At 42.4% G+C, this 22492-nt stretch carries 16 protein-coding genes; 3 read left to right on the top strand and 13 right to left on the bottom strand.

What is annotated here, in order from left to right; all coding sequences use genetic code 11:
• Positions 1–86 precede the first annotated feature (86 nt).
• Complete coding sequence (locus ACP2AF_RS09020; protein WP_425235846.1) at positions 87–2345, top strand: acyl-CoA dehydrogenase; 2259 nt, start codon at positions 87–89, stop codon at positions 2343–2345.
• Here the strand turns inward: ACP2AF_RS09020 and ACP2AF_RS09015 are convergent.
• The 9 genes from ACP2AF_RS09015 to ACP2AF_RS08975 form a co-directional block, all read right to left on the bottom strand.
• The gene (locus tag ACP2AF_RS09015) at positions 2342–3166 is read right to left on the bottom strand and encodes a GIN domain-containing protein (protein ID WP_425235845.1); all 825 of its coding nucleotides are present in this window, start codon (positions 3164–3166) and stop codon (positions 2342–2344) included. The two genes, ACP2AF_RS09020 and ACP2AF_RS09015, sit on opposite strands and share 4 nt — an antisense overlap.
• Before the next feature lie 194 nt (positions 3167–3360).
• On the bottom strand, positions 3361–5184 hold the full coding sequence (locus ACP2AF_RS09010; RefSeq protein ID WP_120712326.1) for a cytochrome c oxidase subunit I: 1824 nt from the start codon (positions 5182–5184) through the stop codon (positions 3361–3363).
• A gap of 43 nt (positions 5185–5227) precedes the next feature.
• A complete protein-coding gene (locus tag ACP2AF_RS09005; protein WP_425235844.1) occupies positions 5228–6352 on the bottom strand; it encodes a cytochrome c oxidase subunit II in 1125 nt (374 codons plus the stop codon).
• Positions 6353–6383: 31 nt separating this feature from the next.
• The gene (locus tag ACP2AF_RS09000; RefSeq protein WP_425235843.1) at positions 6384–7691 is read right to left on the bottom strand and encodes a quinol:cytochrome C oxidoreductase; all 1308 of its coding nucleotides are present in this window, start codon (positions 7689–7691) and stop codon (positions 6384–6386) included.
• A gap of 12 nt (positions 7692–7703) precedes the next feature.
• On the bottom strand, positions 7704–8264 hold the full coding sequence (locus ACP2AF_RS08995) for a c-type cytochrome (protein ID WP_425235842.1): 561 nt from the start codon (positions 8262–8264) through the stop codon (positions 7704–7706).
• A gap of 2 nt (positions 8265–8266) precedes the next feature.
• The gene (locus ACP2AF_RS08990) at positions 8267–8797 is read right to left on the bottom strand and encodes a DUF3341 domain-containing protein (RefSeq protein WP_120712322.1); all 531 of its coding nucleotides are present in this window, start codon (positions 8795–8797) and stop codon (positions 8267–8269) included.
• 1 nt (position 8798) lies between these two features.
• Entirely contained in the window at positions 8799–10526 is a 1728-nt protein-coding gene (gene nrfD, locus ACP2AF_RS08985) for an NrfD/PsrC family molybdoenzyme membrane anchor subunit (protein ID WP_425235841.1), read from the bottom strand.
• 34 nt (positions 10527–10560) lie between these two features.
• Positions 10561–13707 carry a TAT-variant-translocated molybdopterin oxidoreductase gene (locus ACP2AF_RS08980; protein ID WP_425235840.1) on the bottom strand — a complete coding sequence of 1049 codons (3147 nt, stop codon included), beginning with the start codon at positions 13705–13707 and terminating at the stop codon, positions 10561–10563.
• Between the two features lie 34 nt (positions 13708–13741).
• Entirely contained in the window at positions 13742–15127 is a 1386-nt protein-coding gene (locus ACP2AF_RS08975; RefSeq protein ID WP_425235839.1) for a c-type cytochrome, read from the bottom strand.
• A 220-nt stretch (positions 15128–15347) separates the two neighbouring features.
• Between ACP2AF_RS08975 and ACP2AF_RS08970 the strand changes: the two genes are divergently transcribed.
• A complete protein-coding gene (locus ACP2AF_RS08970) occupies positions 15348–15728 on the top strand; it encodes an SPOR domain-containing protein (RefSeq protein WP_425235838.1) in 381 nt (126 codons plus the stop codon).
• A gap of 35 nt (positions 15729–15763) precedes the next feature.
• Here ACP2AF_RS08970 and infB read toward each other — a convergent pair whose 3' ends face one another.
• Genes infB through rimP form a run of 3 tightly spaced genes read right to left on the bottom strand, consistent with a single transcriptional unit; the run spans position 15764 to position 20188 of the window.
• Positions 15764–18439, bottom strand: a complete 2676-nt coding sequence (infB, locus tag ACP2AF_RS08965) for a translation initiation factor IF-2 (protein ID WP_425235837.1) — start codon at positions 18437–18439, stop codon at positions 15764–15766.
• Between the two features lie 42 nt (positions 18440–18481).
• A complete protein-coding gene (gene nusA, locus ACP2AF_RS08960; protein WP_425235836.1) occupies positions 18482–19714 on the bottom strand; it encodes a transcription termination factor NusA in 1233 nt (410 codons plus the stop codon).
• Between the two features lie 12 nt (positions 19715–19726).
• Positions 19727–20188: a ribosome assembly cofactor RimP gene (rimP, locus tag ACP2AF_RS08955; RefSeq protein ID WP_425235835.1), complete on the bottom strand. Its 462-nt coding sequence runs from the start codon at positions 20186–20188 to the stop codon at positions 19727–19729.
• A 287-nt stretch (positions 20189–20475) separates the two neighbouring features.
• Here rimP and ACP2AF_RS08950 point away from each other — a divergent pair, with 287 nt between their 5' ends.
• Entirely contained in the window at positions 20476–21774 is a 1299-nt protein-coding gene (locus ACP2AF_RS08950; RefSeq protein ID WP_425235834.1) for a cation:proton antiporter, read from the top strand.
• Positions 21775–21865: 91 nt separating this feature from the next.
• On the opposite strand, the gene ACP2AF_RS08945 is transcribed toward ACP2AF_RS08950, so the two are convergent.
• The gene (locus ACP2AF_RS08945) at positions 21866–22210 is read right to left on the bottom strand and encodes a hypothetical protein (RefSeq protein ID WP_425235833.1); all 345 of its coding nucleotides are present in this window, start codon (positions 22208–22210) and stop codon (positions 21866–21868) included.
• Positions 22211–22492 lie beyond the last annotated feature (282 nt).

Below are 22492 nucleotides of genomic sequence, written 5' to 3'. Positions count from 1 at the left end.
AAACCTCTGATCGAGTCCGATCAGGGGTTTTTGTTTTATGGCTCATGGCTTTTTTTGGTTCTCCCTTAAAATCGTAAATTCAGGACATGGAAAAGTACAGCCCTGGGATTCTTCAATATATTCCCTTTTTTTATGTCATATGGTCAGATGATCTATTATCGGCTTCGGAGATTGCCATTATTGAAAAGGCTTTGGAACAGGATAATTCTTTATCCAAAGAAGAACAGGACGCTTTGTTCAAATGGTTGAAAAGGACAAACCCTCCATCCAATAAGGAATTCAAAAACTGGAGACATACCATTTCCAGGTCTAAGGTAAAGCTTGTAGAAAGTGATACCTATCCCTTAGCCACTTTTAGTCAAAAAGTAGTGTGCAGTTATCATAATGAATGTCCATTCAATGAAAATCTAAAGTATATTGAAGTAAACCTTGGTATACAGCCCAACCACTATAACCATCTCTTTGACGTAGAAGTAATTCACCAAAAAACATCCCATTATTACAATGCCCATGAATTGGATGCCCTATTAAAAGGTAAGCATGACAATGTAATTGATAATTTTCGCTCTTTTTTATCCCATCCTCTTTTTGATTGGAACATTCATAGGGACAAGGATGAATTCAGAAAACGGGTTCTGGAGCAAGTACAGTTTCTTGGAGAAAATGGTTATGGTGCCATGGCATATCCAGAATCCTATGGTGGTGCAGAAAATATGGAGGGGTATGCCGCTATTTTTGAGAACCTTATGTACGTGGATGGCAGTCTTACCATAAAGTTCGGGGTACAGTTTGGGCTATTTGGGGGAAGCATCCAAAAATTGGGAACCAAAAAACATCATGACCAGTATCTTAAAAAAACCGGGGAAGCCAAACTTTTGGGCTGTTTTGCCATGACCGAAACTGGACACGGTTCCAACGTAAGGGGCATTAAGACCACGGCAACCTATGATTCCAAAACCGATGAAATTATAATTCATACTCCTGGCGATAATGATAATAAAGAATATATTGGAAACGCTCTACATGCCAAAATGGCTACGGTATTTGCCCAATTGATCGTAAATGGAAAAAACGAAGGGGTGCATGCCATTCTTGTTCCTTTACGGGATGACGAACATAGGTTGCTTCCTGGAATAAAAGTAGAGGACAATGGATATAAATTAGGGCTTAATGGCGTGGACAACGGGAAAATTTGGTTTAATCAGGTACATGTACCAAGGGAGAACCTACTGAACATGTATGGCCACATAAACGATGATAGCAGCTACCATTCAGATATCCAAAATCCAAATAAGCGCTTCTTTACCATGCTAGGCACATTGGTGGGCGGGCGTATTTGTGTGGCCCGTGCCGGATTGGGGGGAGCAAAGTTTGCATTGGCCATCTCCGTGAAGCACGCCTTAAGAAGAAGGCAGTTCAATGACAACATTAAAATTCAGGAAGACCTATTACTGGATTATCCTACCCATCAACTTCGGCTTACACCTTTAGTTGCCAGTGCCTATGTATACCACATTACCTTGGACAGGATTATGGAGGCCTATTGCAATGAAGACCATACGGATAAACGCAAGGTAGAGACCCAAGTGGCCGGTCTAAAGTCATTGATTACCTGGTATGCCAATGATGCCATCCAGGAATGTAGGGAAGCTTGTGGAGGTAAGGGCTATCTAATCGAAAACCGTATTTCGGACCTAAAGGGCGATGTAGATATTTTTACCACTTTTGAAGGTGACAATACTGTCTTGTTACAATTGGCCGCTAAAGGAGTTCTCTCAGACTTTAGGGCCGAATTTAATAGTGCCGGTTTTTCCTCGGTATTGCGCCTGCTCACAACCCAACTTGGCGAGAGGCTTTCCGCTATTAACCCTGTCTACACCAATAAAACGGATAAGGAACATCTGTACAACCCCAAATTTCACGGACACGCCTTTAACTACAGGACCAAAAGGCTTACGTATACCTTGGCCATGCGAATACGGGATCAAATAAAAAAAGGCGTACCTTCCTATCAAGCATTCCTGAAAGTGCAGACACATCTATTGGCCCTGGGTAAGGCGTATAGCATAGAACTGTCCTACACCTTGTTTTCCAATTTTTCATCCTCCATAGTAGATGAAAAAAACCGTCTATTGTTCCAAAAGCTGGGAACGCTTTACGCCCTATATCAAATCCGACAGGATGCCGAATGGTACTTGGAGCAGGGTTATATAGGACGTACCAAATCGAAGGCCATAAGGCAAAGGGTAGAACGTCTATGTTCCGAGCTTAGGCCACATATGGAGGTTTTGGTGGATGGCTTTGGTATTCCAGAACATTGTATCACCGCTCCGATTGCAGTTTAATCTAGTGCTTTATGGAGCTTGGAAGTGTCTAAAAACTCCGAAATCTTAATATTGGGGTTTCCGTATAGATTAACCTTGGAAGAACCCTTGGAAGAAAGTTCAAAATTTGTTATGGCATAAATGTTGGCATCCGGAGATTCCTCTAAAAAGGCCTTAACCGAAGTTGCCTCGCATCTCTCCGCTTTAAGATTGGCATTCCCATATAATAGTACCTGTAGACTGTCTGTGGTGCCTTCCAACCTTGCCGTGGCATTCTTTTGCATGGAGACGTGGGAACTCTCCCCAACCACATATATGCGAGCGTCTATACGGTCCGTTAATTGAACATCTATAGAGTCGCTTGCAAAATTAAAATCCCCGGAACTTATCCCTTCCATGGCAAGATGTGTTATAGTTGCATTGGCATTCAATTCCAATCGTGAAGGGCCCGAAGTTTTAATGTGCAATTCATCGGAAGAGATTACATCATCTGAGTTCATCTTACCATTCTCCATGGTTATTGACTCCAATTCCCTATAATTGATTATAATTTCCAACTTTTTTTTAGCCGTAATCTTATAAAAGGAACTGATGAACAACGTACCGTCCTTAACCTCAAATTTTAGGACATCGATTAAATTATCATCGGCTTCAATGGTATAACCTTCTTCAAAGGATTTCTTTAAAACAATCTCCAAATCATCGATAAGTTGTATGGCATTGAATGGGGGCAAGTTCTCGTTTACCTGCACAATGCTTCTATTTCCCTTAATCTTAGGTTTGCGTTGGGCGTGTACAAACCCTGTGAACATAATCAGTGCAATAAGAAAAACGTGTTTCATAACAGGTTATATTTCATGGAGGATTTCAGCGCCCGTCAATGGTACACCCATTACTAAAACGAATTTAAATGGGGATTTCAAATAGGGCTTTACTAAGATATTACAAAAAAGCGAGATTGTCTTTTTTCAATAACCATCAAAAAAAAATGCCCGACTTAGTAGTACGGGCATTTTTTATTTAAATTAGTTTGGTGTTAATGATTTAGTTCTTCCTCATCTTCTTGTAAGGGCACCGTTTGAGGTACAAAATCTTGCCCTGGAATAATGTATTCCCCATTTTCATCAGTCTTACTGTAATCATAGGCCCAGCGATGAACATGAGGTATGGGACCGTCCCAATTTCCATGAATATGTTTTACCTCTGCCGTCCATTCCAAAGTAGTTGCTTTCCAAGGGTTCTTGGGGCCTTTTTTACCATAGAAGATACTGCTGATAAAGTTATAGGCAAAGACCAATTGTGCTCCAGCGGTTATCAATGCAAAGACCGTCATAAGGACTTGCACATCCGTCAATTCATCGAACATAGGAAAGGCGGTATTCTCATAGTACCTCCTAGGCACTCCAGCCATGCCAACAAAGTGCATGGGGAAGAATATTCCATAGGAACCTATTGCCGTAATCCAAAAATGGACATATCCCAAATTTTTATTCATCATTTTGCTTTCGAACATTTTTGGGAACCAATGGTACACTCCGGCAAATAAACCATATAGTGCTGAAATACCCATTACCAAATGGAAGTGCGCCACTACAAAATAGGTATCATGCACGTTTATATCCAGGGTGCTGTCGCCCAAAATAATACCGGTTAAGCCTCCCGTTATAAATGTGGAAACCATTCCAATGGAAAATAGCATTCCAGGATTTAGCTGCAAATTTCCTTTCCATAGGGTCGTTATCCAATTAAATGCCTTTACCGCCGAGGGTATGGCAATCAATAGCGTAGTAAAGGTAAATACAGACCCCAAAAATGGGTTCATCCCGGAAATGAACATATGATGCCCCCAAACAATTGTGGATAAAAACGCAATGGCCAATATGGAGGCAATCATGGCACGATATCCGAAGATAGGTTTACGGGCATTAACGGACATTACCTCGGAAACAATACCCATAGCGGGTAGGATTACAATATAGACCTCTGGGTGACCCAAAAACCAAAAAAGATGCTCGAACAATACCGGAGATCCTCCTTGATAATGCAAAACTTCTCCCTGAATAAAGATATCCGATAAAAAGAACGATGTGCCAAAACTTCTATCCATGAGCAATAATAGGCCAGCGGATAAAAGAACGGGGAAGGAAATTACACCGATTACCGCTGTAACGAAAAATGCCCAAATCGTTAACGGCAAACGGGTCATGGACATACCCTTGGTCCTTAGGTTCAGTACCGTAACGATATAATTCAAAGATCCCAAAAGGGATGAAGCAATAAATATAGTCATGGATACCAGCCAAAGAGTCATCCCCATACCTGATCCTGATTGGGCCATCGGAAGGGCACTTAAAGGTGGGTATACCGTCCACCCTGCTGAAGCCGGACCGGCCTCAACAAAAAGCGATATCACCATAATTACACTGGACAGGAAAAATAACCAATACGACACCATGTTCAAAAAACCTGATGCCATATCCCTAGCTCCGATCTGCAGGGGAATCAAAAGGTTACTAAAGGTACCGCTCAATCCCGCAGTAAGTACAAAAAACACCATTATGGTTCCATGTATGGTAACCAAGGCCAAGTAGATATCCGCATCCATAACACCATCGGGAGCCCATTTACCCAATAAAGTTTCAAATATAGGGAAGGATTCCCCCGGCCAGGCCAGTTGCATCCGAAACAATAGGGACATCGCTATTCCAACAAAACCCATTATGAGCCCCGTAATCAAATACTGTCGGGCTATCATTTTATGATCCTGACTAAAGATGTATTTGGTTATAAATGTCTCTTTGTGATGATGCCCATGATCATGTGCATGGTCCTCTACATGTGCTTGTGCCGTAACAGACATAATTTTACTTTTTTAATTATCTTTTCCCTTTCTAGCAATATTCTTAATCCTGTGCCTTATAAGATAGCTCCGCCGTTTCCGCTCCAACTGGATTGAAATCCGGTTCCTGTACGTCCGCTACCATAACGGTTTCCGCAAAGGTCTTTTGGGACTTTATCCATTCATTGTATTCTTCCTCGGTCTCTACAATAATCTTCATTTGCATATTGTAGTGCGACTTACCACATATTTTGTTACAAATGAGCACATAGTCAAACTCCCATGGGTCGGAATTTGGTCTTCCTTCTGCGGCCCATTCAGCTCTAAGTGCGTTGGTACGTTTTACCTTTTCAACAACATCCGGGTTTTGCCTCATTTGAGCCGTTGTGGTTATGGGAGTAAACGAAAATTCGGTTGTCATTCCCGGCACACAGTTCATCTGGGCCCGGAAATGGGGCATATAGGCAGAATGCAATACGTCCTGGGAACGCATTTTAAAATTTACCTTTCGGCCTACAGGCAAATGAAGTTCCTTTACGATTATATCATCCGAGGCATAGGAGTCGGACTCGTCCAGTCCCAATACGTTCGCCTTGTCAATATCTATCATTCTTACGTTGGCCGCTCCCAGAACATTATCCTCTCCGCCATATCTGGCCGTCCAGTTAAATTGTTGGGCATATAGCTCCACTATTAACGGGTCATCCTCGTCATTGACATCCATGATATTTGTCCATGTATACAAGCCCCATAATATGAGTCCGGCCAATACGATTACGGGAATTATTGTCCATATAAATTCCAAGCGGTCATTATCTGCATAAAAAAGGGCCTTCTTACCTTTCTCTCCCCTATACTTATACCCAAAATAATGCAGCAATGCCTGGGTAATGGTCTGTACAAAGAAAATGATGATAAAGGATACCAACATTAAATAATCATATTCTCCACCATGTTCGGAAGCCGCCTCCGGAAGCAATACCTTGGAGTACTTCCAAAAACTGAAAATGGTAATGCCATAGATAAAAATCAAAAAGGCAAACAATAGATACCCATTGTACTTATTGTCATTATCGTTGGCTATCTCCGAAGTATTTGCTTTGAGTTGGGCAAATTCGAACATCTTTGTCATCTGCCAAATTGCGATTGCCACTAGAACTAAAACAACTAAAACCAGTAATGTAGTCATTGTATGATTTGAAATTATTCTTTAAAATCCGTTAATAGTGAAAATGCCTACTTTCCTCAATGAATGGGTTTCTCTTAGGCTGCAAGGGAACAGCGCCAAGAGCCCTGAAAACCCAAAATATAAAAAACCCGGCAAAGAAAAGAATTGCCCCGATTTCGGGAATGCCTATATACCATTGATCTCCGACAGTGGCCGGCATAATCATATTAAATATATCTACATAATGTCCGGCCAAGATAACGATCCCTGCCATTATTACGAACCAATTAATTCGTTTATAGTCACTATTCATCAAAATTAAAAAGGGAAATACAAAGTTCATCACAACCATTCCGAAGAAGGGCAGTTTATAATCCTCAATTCTTGTAACAAAATAGGTGACCTCCTCTGGGATGTTGGAATACCAAATTAACATAAACTGTGAAAACCATAGATAGGTCCAAAAAATACTGATTCCAAACATGAACTTGGCCAAGTCATGGATATGACTATCATTTACATCCGGTAAATAATTTTTCGATTTTAGGTAAATAGTAACCATTGCAATAACCGTTATACCGGATACGAACATACTGGCAAAAACATACCACCCGAACAAGGTACTAAACCAATGGGGGTCAACACTCATTATCCAATCCCAGGACATCATGGATTCGGAAATAAGGTAGAACACCAAAAATGCGGCGGAAATCTTAAAATTCAACTTGAAGCTTGAATTATCATTGGACTCGTCTTGCTTAATGGACAATTTTCTGGAATACTCGCGATAAAGAATCCATCCGCCCAGGAATATTGCCGCTCTTATCAGAAAGAAGACCGGATCCAAGTATCCTGCTTTTCCCTGTAACAATGTATCATGGGCCACCACATCGGCATCCATCCATACAAATAAATGGTTCATGTGCATTACGGAAAGGACCAAAATAACAAAGACAATAATACCTCCGGGCACCAGATACGCCGAGATACCCTCCATAACGCGGAACAACAATGGTGACCAACCTGCTTGCGAGGCACGCTGAACGGCATAAAAGGCCAGGGTACCCAAGGCAATCATAAAGAAAAAGAAAGCAGCAACATATAATGCCGCCCAAGGCTTATTCTGTAATTGGTGTAGCAGGTGCTCATCATGGGAAGCATCGTGTTCTCCATGGGAATCCGTATTGGCATGTGTCCCTTCTCCATGAGATCCTCCATGACCATCATCATGACTGGCGACCATGGCCTTGGCTTCCTCTACAGACGTCGGCATGGTAATAAAACCATAGCCTAAGCCCAAAGCTCCCACGATCATCATTACTATAGACGCAATTTTTAATCTACTTGAAAACGTGTACATATTATCTATGTATTATTTTGTTAAGTCTTCTTTTAATTTCATTACATATTCAGAAACCTGCCACATCTCCGTAGTGCTCATTTGCGATGCGTAAGATCCCATGGAATTCAAGCCATATTGAACCGTATGAAAAGTAGTGCCGACTGTAATATTTCTTGCCGCATCGTCATAGCTGGGCACACCCAATATTTTTTCGCGCTTCACTAAATTCCCTTGCCCTTTACCTTTGGCACCGTGGCATATTGCGCAATAGATATCATACAATTCTTTTCCTGTAGCCAGATTTTCATTCCTTTGCAATGAATCCAGAGGGCTCATCTGCAAGCGTGCCAGTTCTTTCCCTTCGGGGGTGTTTTCATACCCATAGGGCAGCCATCCCCTAGGAATAGTATTTTCCGGTGGCACTAGGGCCTCTGTACCTTTGGGCAAAAAATAGACCTCATCATAGGTCTCGTAACCTACGGCCTCATACATATTAGGCATATACTGATAATTTGGAATCTTTTCATCCTGACAGGAAAAGAAGACCAGAATCCCAAACAATATCATTCCTATTTTACCAAAACTTTTCATATTCAATGATCGTTTTTATCTGCTATGCTTATTTCTACCGCACCTGTATCCAGCAATAAGTTACGCAATTCCTTTTCATTGTCATGGATTTCAATTTCCATCACAAAATGATCGTCCGTTGTTCTCACATCTGGATTTTCGGCTTTTTTAAATGGCCATAGCCTACTTCTCAAATAAAAAGTGATAACCATTAGGTGGGCCGCGAAAAATACGGTTAGCTCAAACATAATCGGTACAAATGCAGGCATATTTTCGATATAGCTAAAACTAGGCTTTCCACCAATATCCTGGGGCCAATCATCGATCATAATGTAATCCATCATAGCAATGGCCACTGCCAATCCTAAACAACCATACATAAAGGATGTAATGGCAATTCTGGTCGGTGCCAGTCCCATGGCTTTATCCAAACCATGTACCGGGAAAGGACAATACACTTCCTCTATATGATGTTTGGCCTCTTTTATCTTTTTGACCGCATGCATCAATACATCATCATCATTATAGTAAGCATGTATAACTTTAGATGCCATATTATTTGTTGTTATTTAAACTTCTAGCTTGTCCGGCCCAATCATCTCGTTGTGCCCGTCCGGGGAAAGAACCAGTTATTGAATCCAAGAGATTATACTCTTTCTCCGTCATTTTACCTACTTGGGCAAAGGTGAATATTCCAATTTGGTTCAGGGTTTTTTCCATTTGGGGACCAATTCCTTTGACTTTTTTCAAATCATCGGGCGTTTCCGTGTTCGCATCAAATGCACCTATTGAGTCCAGTAGGGTCGAAACCTGACTTTCCTGCTCTTCTTTGGGAAGTGATTTTTCTTCAACCACACTTTCTTGAATATGGGCGGTTTTGGCAATCTCATACAATGGTTTCCCTGCTTCCCTTAATTTCTTGTAGCGTTCCCCGGAAGATTTTAATATGGTCTTCACTTCGGCCTGTGCAATTACCGGGAAGGTTCTGGCATAAAGCAGGAACAACACGAAAAAGAATCCCAAAGTACCTATGAATATGCCTATATCCACAAAAGAGGGAGAAAACATGGTCCATGAAGAAGGGAGATAATCCCTATGCAGCGAAGTTACGATAATCACAAAACGTTCAAACCACATCCCAATATTCACCACTATGGAAATAAAGAACGAGAACATGATACTGGTACGTAATTTTTTAAACCACATAAACTGTGGTGAAAATACGTTACAGGTCATCATAGCCCAATATGCCCACCAATACGGTCCTGTGGCCCTATTCAAAAAGGCGTACTGTTCATATTCTACACCGGAATACCAGGCCATAAAAAGTTCCGTAATATAAGCGCACCCCACAATGGACCCCGTAATCATGATTATGATGTTCATCAGCTCAATGTGCTGTACGGTAATGTATGCTTCCAGATGACAGACTTTGCGCATTATGATCAACAACGTATTCACCATGGCGAAGCCCGAGAATACAGCACCGGCAACAAAGTAAGGAGGGAAAATTGTGGTATGCCATCCCGGTATGACGGATGTAGCAAAGTCAAACGATACGATAGTATGCACGGAAAGTACCAAAGGGGTGGCCAAACCGGCCAAAACTAAGGAAACCTCCTCAAAACGCTGCCAATCCTTGGCACGCCCGCTCCATCCAAAACTTAACAGGCTGTATATTTTCTTTTGAAATGGCTTAACGGCACGGTCGCGAATCATGGCGAAATCCGGTAAAAGGCCTGTCCACCAAAATACCAAAGAAACAGAGAGGTAAGTCGAAATTGCGAAAACATCCCACAGCAGTGGTGAATTGAAGTTTACCCAAAGTGAACCGAATTGATTGGGAATAGGTAAAACCCAATATGCCAGCCAAGGACGGCCCATATGTATAATAGGGAACAACCCGGCCTGAATTACGGAAAAGATGGTCATGGCCTCTGCTGAACGGTTAATGGCCATTCTCCATTTTTGACGGAACAGCAACAATACAGCGGAAATCAACGTCCCTGCATGACCAATACCTACCCACCAAACGAAATTAGTGATATCCCATGCCCAGTTAACGGTCTTATTCAAACCCCAAGTACCAATACCTGTGGAAATTGTATAAATGATACACCCAACACCCCAAAGTAATGCGGCCAAGGCAATGGTAAAAACAATCCACCAGTGCTTATTGGCCCTTCCCTCTACCGGAGCGGCAATATCCACGGTTACATCGTGGTAGCCTTTATCCCCAATTACTAAGGGCCTTCGAATAGGTGCTTCGTAATGCGACGCCATAGATTTCTATTATAATTGTTTCTTATTGTATGGTTTAAGCTTCGTTGGTATTCCTAACTTTTACATGATAGAATACATTGGGTTTGGTCCCTACATGCTCCAATAAGTGGTACATGCGGTTACTTTCTGCCAATTCGGCAACCTTGCTCTCCTTGTCATTTACATCCCCAAATACGATTGCGCCACTGCTACATGCAGATGAACAAGCTGTCTGGAACTCCCCATCTTTAATTTGACGGCCTTCGCGTTTGGCATCCAAAATGGTTTTCTGCGTTTTCTGGATACAAAGGGAACACTTTTCTATAACTCCCCTTGAACGTACGTTGACATCAGGATTAAGAACCATCTTGCCCAAATCGTTGTTCATGTAGTAATCAAACTCATCATTGTTATTATACAGGAACCAATTGAACCTCCTAACTTTATAAGGACAGTTATTGGCACAATAACGGGTACCTACACACCGGTTATAGGCCATTTGATTCTGTCCTTGACGACCATGTGATGTTGCCGCAACTGGGCAAACTGTCTCACATGGTGCATGATTACAATGCTGACACATAACGGGCTGAAAGGCCACCTGTGGATTGGCAGCTGGATGTTCCAACTCCCCAAAACCTCCCAAAGAGCCTTTTTCTCCTGAAAGACCATCAAATTCCTCTTTCTTGGTATTGTCCTCCTCAAATGTATCCTCCGAAGAATAGTATCTGTCTATTCGCAACCAGTGCATATCCCTGGAAAGCCTTACCTCTTGTTTACCAACTACCGGGACATTATTCTCCGCGTGACAGGCAATAACACAGGCACCACAACCTGTACAGGCATTTAAATCTATGGACATGTTGAAGTGATGCCCAATAGAACGATCAAAGCTGTCCCAAAGATCGACGGTAGTAGCCGGCACCTCTTGGTGGTTAAGGGATACCACTGGAACATGGTTCCATTCGGCATGATCCTTGGTATTGAAAATTTCTAGGGTAGTTTCTTTGATGATATCACCCCTACCCATTAATGTCTTGTGCAATTGAACGCAGGCAAATTCATGCATTCCCGATGTTTTTTCAATCGTTACGGATTGAACGGCATTGAAATTTTTATATAATGAATAGGCATTCACACCAGTCTGCATCTCCGATTTCATACCCACTTTTTTACCATACCCAAAAGAGAGTCCTACAGAACCGTTGGCCTGCCCGGGTTGAACGATAACGGGAACTCCATCAATGGACACCCCATCTACGGTGAGCTTCACATAACTTCCATCCATACCGCCATTGGCGACATGCACGTTTTCCAATCCCATTTGTTCTGCATCTGACTTGGAAACCGTAACGTAGTTATCCCAAGATACTCGGGTTATGGGATCCGGGAATTCTTGCAGCCAAGGATTATTGGCCTGCTGCCCATCCCCCATACCTATTTTGGGGTAAAGTGTAAGTTCCATACCCCCACCACTGGTAGCATTCGCCAAACTACGCACAGCAGAGGCTATTGGTGTAATGGATGAGGCTGTAGCCGATTCTTCGGTCATTGCTGCATCCGATGTTTCCTTGTCCTCTTGCCCCAATGCATTTTCGGGATCACCCTCAACCTGATCGGAAACTATAAACACTCCATCGTGAAGCACTTTGTTCCAATCCGTACCATTGAGCACAAGCGTTCCCCAAGTTTCCTTAATGTAATCGTAGTAGCTAATATCGCGGCCCATCCACTCCAATAGCGCTGTTTGAAATTGCCTGGTATCAAACAACTCCTTAATAGTGGGTTGCATAAGGCTATAATGCCCTTTTTTGATATGTACATCTCCCCAGGATTCCAAAAAGTGGTTGGTCGCTGCAGTATATTGTGTTACCTCAGTGGTCTCGTTCCAATTGGTGGAGAACACAACAGATAAATCTACCTTTTCAATACCACTGGCAAAATCCACCGCATTGGGCAGGGTATACATGGGGTTTACCCCATCCATTATCAATGCCCCCACTTTCCCAGAGTTCATATCGGAAATCAAAGCATTAACGGCTTTGGTATTTCCTTGCCTACTATACCTAGGGGACTTTGGATCAAATGCTTTGCTACCCAACATTTCATTTATGGCCAGAACCACGGACTGGGCATTTACGTCATCAATACCGGTAACTACCACGGCATTGCTTGTATTTTTCTTTATTTGTGCAACCACGGCATCCAGTGCCTGTTCGGCATCCCCGATTTCACCACCAACCGAAGTGCCGTTTAATTTGGCATACAACTTGGCCAGGGCTACTTTTTGTTGCATAGGCGTCAACGGAACTCGTTTATCAGCATTTGCACCGGTTAGGGACATATTGGCCTCAAACTGGACGTGCCTGGACATTTTTCCATTTTTTGGAATCCTGCCTTTGGCATAGCCATTATCAAATCCACCACCTTGCCAGTCTGCCAAGAAGTCGGCTCCGAAGGAAATGATCAAATCCGCTTTTGAAAAATCATAGTCCGCCAAAGCACGTTCGCCATAACGGTTCTCGAAAGCGGTAAGAGCGGCATCCTCGGAAATCGCGTCATAGGTAACATGGTTTACATCGCCATACATTTCCTTAAACTCGGCTACAAGCCTAGAAGTAGAGGGACTTGCATAAGTCTGTGTCAATAAGGCTATTTGTTTTCCGGAACCTTTTAGACTTCCCAATTTGGCCTTTACACCGGCATCCAAGGCATCCCACTCAACAGGCTCCCCGTTAGCCAATGGCCCTTGCAACCTTGTACTGTCGTATAAGGATAGAACCGAAGCCTGAACCCTGGCATTTGCGCTTCCTCCTACTTTGGCCTCTGTATTGTTTTCAACTTTTATCGGTCTACCTTCCCTCGTCTTTATAAGTATACTCGCAAAATCAAAACCATTGGCAATCGTAGTCGCATAGTAGTTGGCCACGCCGGGAACAATATTTTCCGGTTGTACTACATAAGGAATGGATTTACGGACAGGTCCCTGACATGCTGCAAGGGAAGCCGCAGCGGTACTAAACCCTACATATTTTAAAAAGTCCCTTCTATTGGTGGTAGCGGCGGAAAGGTTCTCCTTATCGCCCAAGAAATCATCAACAGGAATCTCCTCTACAAACTCGTTTTGCTTCAGCGCCTCAACAATGGAATCGTTAGGATTTAACTCCGCTTCGCTTTTCCAATATTTTTTGTTTGATGCCATACGATATCTCTGTAATTAGCTGCTTTAGTTTTAATCAATAGTGACATTTTCCACATTCCAAACCACCCATCTGGGCAGCAGTAAGCTGGTCTACACCATATTTTTTGGAAAGTTCCGCGTGGATTTTTGCATAGTATTCGTTGCCTTCAACTTTTACATTGGTCTCCCTATGGCATTCCACACACCAGCCCATGGTTAAAGGAGAGTATTGGTACATGATTTCCATTTCCTCAACGGGGCCATGACAGGTCTGACATTCTATACCGGCCACCGAAACGTGTTGCGAGTGATTGAAATAAGCAAAATCGGGGAGGTTATGGATACGCACCCATTCAACGGGCTGACTTTCTCCAGTGTACTTCTGATTCTCTTCATCCCAACCAACGGCCTTATACAATTTCTTTATTTCACCAGTGTAAAATTCATTGGTATACCCATTGGCCAAATCCTCTTGGGTAGGCCCTTCCGGATTTCCTTTATATTCGTAAATGGATTTATGACAGTTCATACAGACGTTCAAGGATGGAATTCCAGAATGTTTGGAAACCCGCGCCGAAGAATGGCAATACTTACATTCTATCTTATTATCGCCGGCATGTATCTTATGCGAATAGTGTATAGGTTGAATAGGCGCATATCCTTGATCTACACCTACTTGCATCATCCATCCATAGGCAAAGTAAGCGCTTCCCAATAAAAGGAATATAACCGTGACCAAGACCAAAAACTGATTTTGAGCAAATGCCTTCCAAACGGGAATTCTCTTTTCCGCCCGCTCTTTTTCCAGAACAACACCATTGGCCTCGGCAATTCTCCTAAGCGTACTATTGACCAAGAAAAGCATCAGTACTAGGAGTCCAAAGACCACGGCCAAGGCGCCTAATAGTATTTCATTGGAAATTCCGGAAGACTCTGAAGAACCTGCATTATCCGCTGCGGTAACAGCTACCGATGGTGCGGCCGCAGGAGGAGGAGCGGCAGTGTACGCCAAAATATCATCGATATCCTGATTACTCAAGGTTGGGAAAGCGGTCATTGCCGCCTGATTGTATTCATTATAAATTTTGACCGAATATGCATCGCCGGACTTTATCATTCCGGGACTGTTCTTTATCCAAGCATACAACCATTCCTTATCCAGGCCTTCTTCCTCTGCGAGTCTGCTTTCAACATTGGCCAAAGCCGGTCCGGTCATTTTTCGGTTCAGTGCATGGCAAGCGGCACAATTTTGATTGAATAAGGATTTTCCCTTTGCAGGATCCCCGGCAGATGCGTCCGCTGCACCTTCTTCCGTTGCAACTTCAGCATTCTCGGCAACGGCTTCTTCCTGACTGTAGAGTGAAATGGAAAAAAGAAGGAAAATAATGAGACTAACACCTAAAACTTTAGAAATTCGATTGCGGTATGGAACCTTTTTCATATGGTAACTATTTCTTTCGAAATCTTGGCACGATAATTAGTATATATGGGATGTTAGGTAGTATTACAGTGCCTCAAATTGAAGGCAAAAATACGACATTGACTTTATTTTGAAAATGTTAATGGATTTATAATTTATAATTTATAATTGTTCTAAATAAAGTAAAAATTCAAGCACTAAAACATAAAGAATTACTTTTGTAAAACTCTAGAAACAAACTATGGACTTTATCTTAAAAACACCGCTATCATTGGCTGTACTGATTTTGGGAATTCAGCTTTGCACTGCACAGCAAGGAAAAATAACCATTGAACAGGATAAAAATATCGAGACCTTATTGGACATTTATAAATCGGCCAATGCCAGTACGGAACATTATCGGATACAAGTAGGTTTTGGTTCTTTTGACCAAGCCCAGGAAATACAGATGGAGGTAGAGGAAGACTTCCCGGAACTACCTTCAAAAATAGATTTCGATTCCCCTACTTATAGGGTCAGGGTCGGAAAGTTTAAGGACAAGTTGGAAGCTGAGCGGAAGTTTTTGGAAGTACGGGAAAAATACCCCAATGCCATGTTGTTAAAACCAAAAAAATCGACCTAATTGGTCGATTTTTTCTTTCTGTTAAATTGTACCTATCACAATTTTTTCTTCACGGCCACCTCTTGGAACGCCTCAACGATATCGCTCTCCTTAATATCATTATAATTCTTAACCTGAAGACCGCAATCATAACCTTTGGCTACTTCCTTAACATCATCCTTGAATCGTTTTAGGGATGACAATTCACCGGTATAGATAACCACACCATCGCGAATAAGTCGAATATTGGAATTTCGGAATATCTTTCCACTGGTTACCATACATCCTGCGATGGTACCTACCTTGGAAATCTTAAAGGTTTCCCTAATTTCAGCTGTACCCGTAATTTCCTCCTTTATCTCGGGAGAAAGCATTCCTTCCATGGCATCCTTAAGGTCATTGATGGCATCATAGATTATAGAATACATACGGATATCGATTTCTTCCTTTTCCGCAATTTCCCGGGCATTGCCCATAGGCCTAACATTAAAGCCAATAATTATTGCATCCGAAGCTGAAGCTAAGAGCACGTCGGATTCCGTTATGGCACCTACCCCCTTGTGAATAATATTCACCTGAATCTCATCTGTAGAGAGCTTTTGGAAGGAATCTACCAAAGCTTCGACTGAACCATCCACATCTCCCTTAAGTATGATGTTCAATTCCTTGAAATCCCCAAGGGCAATTCTCCTTCCGATTTCATCTAACGTGATATGACGTTGCGTCCTAACGGATTGCTCACGTAACAATTGAGATCTTTTCGTTGCAATCTGTTTGGCCTCACGTTCATCTTCCATGACGTTGAATTTATCCCCCGCTTGAGGCGCCCCGTCCAATCCCAATATTGAAATGGGCGTAGCCGGACCGGCCTTTTTTATTTCTTTCCCTCGTTCATCGTACATAGCCTTGACCTTTCCGCTATGGGTACCGGCCAATACATAATCTCCTATTCGCAAGGTTCCGGCCTGCACCAAAATAGTGGATACGTATCCGCGCCCTTTGTCCAAAAAGGCTTCAACAACAGTACCTGAAGCATTTTTACTAGGGTTGGCCTTTAATTCCAGTAATTCTGCTTCCAGCAGAACCTTTTCCAATAGTTCTTTTACCCCATCGCCCGTTTTGGCCGAAATATCGTGGGATTGTATTTTTCCACCCCAGTCCTCTACCAAAAGGTTCATATTGGCGAGCCCTTCCTTGATCTTGTCCGGATTGGCCGTTGGCCTATCTATTTTATTAATGGCAAATACCAGTGGTACCGCGGCAGCCTGGGCATGACTAATAGCTTCCTTGGTCTGGGGCATAATATCGTCATCCGCCGCTATCACAATAACCGCAATATCCGTTACTTGTGCCCCACGAGCACGCATTGCCGTAAAGGCTTCGTGACCGGGTGTATCCAAAAAGGTTATTCTTTGGCCATCATCCAATTCCACTCCATAGGCCCCGATATGTTGGGTAATACCTCCGCTCTCTCCCGCGATGACATTGGCCTCTCGAACATAATCCAACAGGGATGTTTTACCATGATCTACGTGACCCATTACGGTAACGATAGGTGCCCTTGGCTTTAAATCCTCGGGTGCATCCTGATCCTCTTCTATGGCCTCCTCAATTTCAGCAGTAACGAACTCTACTTCGTAACCAAATTCATCGGCAACTATAGAAAGTGTTTCGGCATCCAAGCGTTGGTTCATGGTGACCATTATTCCAAGCGACATGCAGGCTGAAATAATTTCAGTAGTAGAAACGCCCATCATGGTGGCAACTTCACTGGCGGTAACAAATTCAGTTACCTTCAAAATCTTACTTTCCAGTTCTTGCTGTTCAAGATCTTTCTCCGTTTGTTGACGGTGCTGGTCTCTTTTGTCCCTACGATATTTGGCCCCTTTACCCTTTTTGGATTTCCCTTGAAGTTTTTCCAAGGTTTCCCTTACCTGTTTTTGAACATCTTCTTCGGAAGGCTCTACTTTGTTCGTAGCAAAGCGTTTTACATCTTTTCTTCCACCAGGTCCCCTGCCACGTGACACTGTGCCTTTATTGGCATCACCGGTATTGCTTACAATGCGCTTTCTTCGCTTTTTCCTATCTCCCCCAGTAGTGGTACTCTTTGGCTCCTCTTTCTTTTTCTTCGGTTTCTGGAATTTGGTAAGGTCAATCTTATCACCGGTTATTTTTGGTCCGGAAAGTTTTTGGTATTGGGTAGTTATCTTTTCGTTCTCTTTTTCGGCATCATTCGGTTCAGCGGCCTGCTTAGGTTTTTCTTCAGGAGCTATTGGGGCTTTTGGGGTCTCCTTTACTTCAGGTTCTTCAGCTTTGGCCGTTTCTTCTGTCTTTTTAGGAGCGGCCGGAGTCTTTTTTCTAGGATTTAAATCAATCTTGCCCACAGTCTTGGGACCGGAAAGCTCAGCCTTGGCCTTGATCACATTATCAGCAGATGAGGCCGCCCTCTTCTCCCTGGCAATTCGCCTTTCTTCCTGCTCTTGTTCCAATTGCAACCTTATGGCCTCTTTTTCCTTTCTTTTCTCCTCCCCTACTTCCTTGGACGCAACCTTTTTGCTCATATCCGTCTGAAACTCATCCAAAAGTACTTGGTACACTTCATTGGATATCTTGGTAGTGGGACGGGCATCTACTTCATGCCCTTTGGATGTTAAAAAGTCCACTGCTCTATCCAAAGAAATGTTGAGCTCCCTAAGAACCTTATTAAGCCTTATGTTTGCATTGTCTGCCATAAATACTAATTCCTATTTCTTTAAATCGTTGCTAATATATAGCTAATCTTCCAATTCTTCTTTGAGTATTCGTACAACTTCGTAAATGGTCTCCTCCTCCAGATCGGTTCTTTTCACAAGGTCGTCCACATCTTGTTCCAGTACGCTCCGTGCCGTATCCATTCCTATTTTTTTGAATTCCTCAATAATCCATGCATCTATCTCATCCGAAAATTCGGTAAGTTCCACATCTTCCTCCACTCCTTCGCGGAACACATCGATCTCATAACCGGTCAACTGGCCGGCCAAACGAATATTGTGGCCGCCACGGCCTATGGCCTTGGAGACTTCTTCTGGTCTAAGATACACTTGTGCCGCCATTTTTTCATCATCGAGCTTTACCGAGGTAACTCTTGCCGGGCTTAAAGATCTTGTGACCATAAGCTGTGGATTGTTGGTCCAATTGATCACATCAATATTTTCATTGCCAAGTTCCCTTACAATACCATGTATCCGTGAACCCTTCATTCCAACACAGGCTCCTACGGGGTCAATACGATCGTCATAGGAATCAACCGCCACCTTGGCTTTTTCCCCAGGAATCCGAACTGCTTTTTTAATGGTAATAAGACCGTCAAAAACTTCCGGGATTTCCTGAAAGAACAACTGCTCCAAAAAGCGTGGAGAGGTCCTGGACATAATTATTGTGGGCTTGCTGCCCTTGAGTTCCACACTTTCAATGATTCCACGGACATTATCGCCCTTACGGAAAAAGTCCGAAGGAATCTGACGATCCTTGGGCAGGATAATCTCATTGCCCTCATCGTCTAAAAGGATAATGGCCTTGTGGCGAATGTGGTGCACCTCGGCGGTATATATTTCGCCTTCCAGGTCCTTGAATTGCTTATAAATTGTAGTGTTATCATGCTCATGGATCTTTGAGATAAGATTTTGACGCAATGCCAAAATGGCCCTTCTTCCCAAATCTATAAGCTTTACCTCTTCGGAAACATCCTCGCCGACTTCAAAATCGGGTTCTATTTTTCTTGCCTCGGAAATGGATATTTCCTCATTGGGTTCCTCAACTTCACCATCTTCTACCACTATCCGGTTTCTCCAGATTTCCAAATCCCCTTTGTCCGGGTTTATAATAATATCAAAGTTATCATCGGAACCAAATTTTTTCTTTAGGGCGTTCCTAAAAACATCCTCTAAGATTGCCATCAGCGTTACCCTGTCTATGAATTTATCGTCCTTAAACTCCGAAAAGGATTCTATTAACGCAATATTTTCCATTTTTGACTACACTTAAAATTTTAAAATAACTTTTGCTTCCTCTATTTCCGAAAAATTGATTTCCTTTTTTTTCCGGACCGTAATTTTACCCTTCCCTATCGGTTTTGGCTCACGGGCCTTCCATGTTAAAACAATACCATTTTCCAAAGTTTCAACAAGGTTTCCCTCATAGGTATCCTCTTGGGTTCTCACTTTTAATTTCCTACCAATGTTTTTTTTATACTGTCTTGGCATATGAATGGGTGATGCAGCTCCTGAGGAGGTCACTTCCAACGAAAAATCTTCCTTATCCCGATCCAGATTGTGCTCTATGGCTCTACTGACCTTCATACAATCCTGAAGTGACACCCCTTTATCTCCATCGATTACCACCTTGATCGTATTGTCCGATGAAATGGAGAAATCAATCAAAAAAAGGGATTCATCCTTAGCCAAGGCTTCTTTCAAAAGCATCTCTACTTTATCCTTCAACATTTTGCACCACTTTTCTACCCACCCGTCCTTTAACGGTGTTTGCCTTAACCCATCGGTTTACCCGGAAGTAAAAGAAACCCCCTAAACCAAAGTTTCAGCAATAAAAAAGAGGACCAATTGTCCCCTCATGAATACATTTATATCCGTTCAGTGGTGCAAATATACAAATTTTTCCGACTTTCAATATCCAAGCTAAAAACTAATCCTTGAATAAAATCAACAGGGCGGACATGAATTAAAAATTATACTCTATTTTAGGGAAATAGACCAAAAAACAACCCAACCATATGGACGTATTTTCATCCTATAACCTTATCATCGAGGCATCGGTCATTCTTATTTTATCCTTCTTGTTCAACGGTATTGCCAAACGTACCAACATACCTTCGGTATTGCTGTTGATCATCTTGGGCGTGGTACTCCAATTTGTCCTAAAATATATGACTTCCGAGAAGGTGGACTTTTTTCCGGCCCTTGAGGTATTGGGTATCATTGGACTTATCATGATCGTCCTGGAGGCGGCCTTGGAATTGGAACTGAAAAAGGAAAAACTGGTGCCCATACTCAAATCTATGGCCATTGCCCTTGTAGGCCTTATAGGATCTGCGTGGGTAGCGGCATTGATACTCTTCCAGTTTGTCCCGGAGATGACCATGCAGTCCGCTTGGCTGTATGCCACACCCTTGTCCATTCTTTCCAGTGCCATTATTATTCCAAGCGTAAGCGGATTAGCGGAACACAAAAAAGAGTTCCATATATACGAGAGCACGTTCTCCGATATTATGGGCATTATGATGTTCTATTTTTTGGTAGGCGGGCTAAACCCAGCGGAAGACTCCGGTGCAGTTGGCTTTGCAGTGAACATTGTACTCACCATAGTGCTTTCTTTGGTTGCCAGCTATGCTATTATTCTCATATTCCAGCAAATAAAGAGTCAGGCCAAATTATTTCTTTTGATAGCTGTACTCTTATTGCTCTATGCCATTGGCAAGCAATTACATCTTTCCTCGCTGTTGATAATTCTCATATTCGGTTTGGTAATCGCCAATATGAAGTTATTCTTTGCCGGGAAGTTGGCCCATTTTTTGGAATATGAAAAAGCGCATCGCATCTATCATGAGCTCCATATCGTTACCTTGGAGACCGCTTTTGTGGTACGTACTTTTTTCTTTGTGATTTTTGGGCTGACCATCGCCATAGCATCTCTCTTTAGTTTGAGCGTAGCCTTGATAAGCCTTCTCCTCATTGTGTCCATTTATGTGATTCGGTTTGTAATCTTACGAACTTTTATAGGAAGTGATATCTTACCTCAATTGTTCATCGCCCCTCGTGGATTGATAACGGTACTGCTATTTTTTGCTATTCCGACAGAAGCTCAAGTAGCTACTTTTGAGCCCGGAATTCTACTGTTCGTAATCATAGGTACCAGTCTGATCATGACCTGGGCCATGATAAAGGACAAAAGCAAGGTAAATACCTTAGTGGATCAAATTGGCGAAGAATACAAAACGATCTATGAGGAAAAATCCGGACCGGGAGAAACGGAAAACGACAATGAAATTAGGGGAGAACAGCCTGAAATATGATACTATTGAACGATCGAATCTGCATTAGTTTGAATCCACTCAAGGCATTCCGAGGACTCCTAAAGATAATCACTGCAAAAGAGTCCAGTATCTATTTGTTGGATAATAAGGAATTGGCAATGGAGCTTCCTGCACGTTGAATATTGGTATTTTGCCCATCCAGTGCATTAAGGCTGTCTACCTCACGCCTAAATTTCAAAATCATCAGGGTATCCAACTGTAAAGCGATACTATCCTTCATCCGTCTCCAATTCCTGGAAGTCATTTTTTTGTTGTACTCGGTAATTTTATTGAAACGGGATAGGTTATAGCGATTTGCCTTCCAAGCATGCGCGGTACTTTTACGATGTTCCAAGTCTTGCAGGTAGATTCCTAAACCAAAGCCAAGAATGACAAGGACAAGAATAACCTTTAAGTTTTTTACGGTTAACTTCATCTGCTATAGCTAAAATGTGCACTAAAATTGTGGGGCATTGAATTGGGATGGTCCTATGGTCAAACACCTAGGGTCCGACCCAAATTCAGCAACAATATACAAATTATAAGAAATCAGTTGCGGAAATATGTACGATCAGTTCATTTCTAACGATAAATGGTAATTTTATGGCAGAGATGAATATATACTTCCTTCTTCCCATACAGTGTTTTACTAAAAATTCCATGGAATTCTTTGCCTCCTAAATTTCACTATTCCTTTTTAAGGGTATTCATGAATACA

It is taken from the genome of Ulvibacterium sp., assembly GCF_965248315.1.
Lineage (GTDB): Bacteria > Bacteroidota > Bacteroidia > Flavobacteriales > Flavobacteriaceae > Ulvibacterium.
Note: the sequence above shows the minus strand (reverse complement) of the source record. Positions and strands in the feature narration are given on the sequence as shown.

Bases quoted from the DNA above. Each gene is read 5' to 3' on its own strand.
- ACP2AF_RS08980 (WP_425235840.1), bottom strand. From the start codon at position 13,707: ATGGCATCAAACAAAAAATATTGGAAAAGCGAAGCGGAGTTAAATCCT.
- ACP2AF_RS08990 (WP_120712322.1), bottom strand. From the start codon at position 8,797: ATGGCATCTAAAGTTATACATGCTTACTATAATGATGATGATGTATTG.
- ACP2AF_RS08975 (WP_425235839.1), bottom strand. From the start codon at position 15,127: ATGAAAAAGGTTCCATACCGCAATCGAATTTCTAAAGTTTTAGGTGTT.
- ACP2AF_RS09000 (WP_425235843.1), bottom strand. From the start codon at position 7,691: ATGTACACGTTTTCAAGTAGATTAAAAATTGCGTCTATAGTAATGATG.
- nrfD (WP_425235841.1), bottom strand. From the start codon at position 10,526: ATGGCGTCGCATTACGAAGCACCTATTCGAAGGCCCTTAGTAATTGGG.
- ACP2AF_RS09020 (WP_425235846.1), top strand. From the start codon at position 87: ATGGAAAAGTACAGCCCTGGGATTCTTCAATATATTCCCTTTTTTTAT.
- infB (WP_425235837.1), bottom strand. From the start codon at position 18,439: ATGGCAGACAATGCAAACATAAGGCTTAATAAGGTTCTTAGGGAGCTC.
- ACP2AF_RS09010 (WP_120712326.1), bottom strand. From the start codon at position 5,184: ATGTCTGTTACGGCACAAGCACATGTAGAGGACCATGCACATGATCAT.
- nusA (WP_425235836.1), bottom strand. From the start codon at position 19,714: ATGGAAAATATTGCGTTAATAGAATCCTTTTCGGAGTTTAAGGACGAT.
- ACP2AF_RS08970 (WP_425235838.1), top strand. From the start codon at position 15,348: ATGGACTTTATCTTAAAAACACCGCTATCATTGGCTGTACTGATTTTG.
- rimP (WP_425235835.1), bottom strand. From the start codon at position 20,188: ATGTTGAAGGATAAAGTAGAGATGCTTTTGAAAGAAGCCTTGGCTAAG.
- ACP2AF_RS08950 (WP_425235834.1), top strand. From the start codon at position 20,476: ATGGACGTATTTTCATCCTATAACCTTATCATCGAGGCATCGGTCATT.
- ACP2AF_RS08945 (WP_425235833.1), bottom strand. From the start codon at position 22,210: ATGAAGTTAACCGTAAAAAACTTAAAGGTTATTCTTGTCCTTGTCATT.
- ACP2AF_RS09005 (WP_425235844.1), bottom strand. From the start codon at position 6,352: ATGACTACATTACTGGTTTTAGTTGTTTTAGTTCTAGTGGCAATCGCA.
- ACP2AF_RS08995 (WP_425235842.1), bottom strand. From the start codon at position 8,264: ATGAAAAGTTTTGGTAAAATAGGAATGATATTGTTTGGGATTCTGGTC.
- ACP2AF_RS09015 (WP_425235845.1), bottom strand. From the start codon at position 3,166: ATGAAACACGTTTTTCTTATTGCACTGATTATGTTCACAGGGTTTGTA.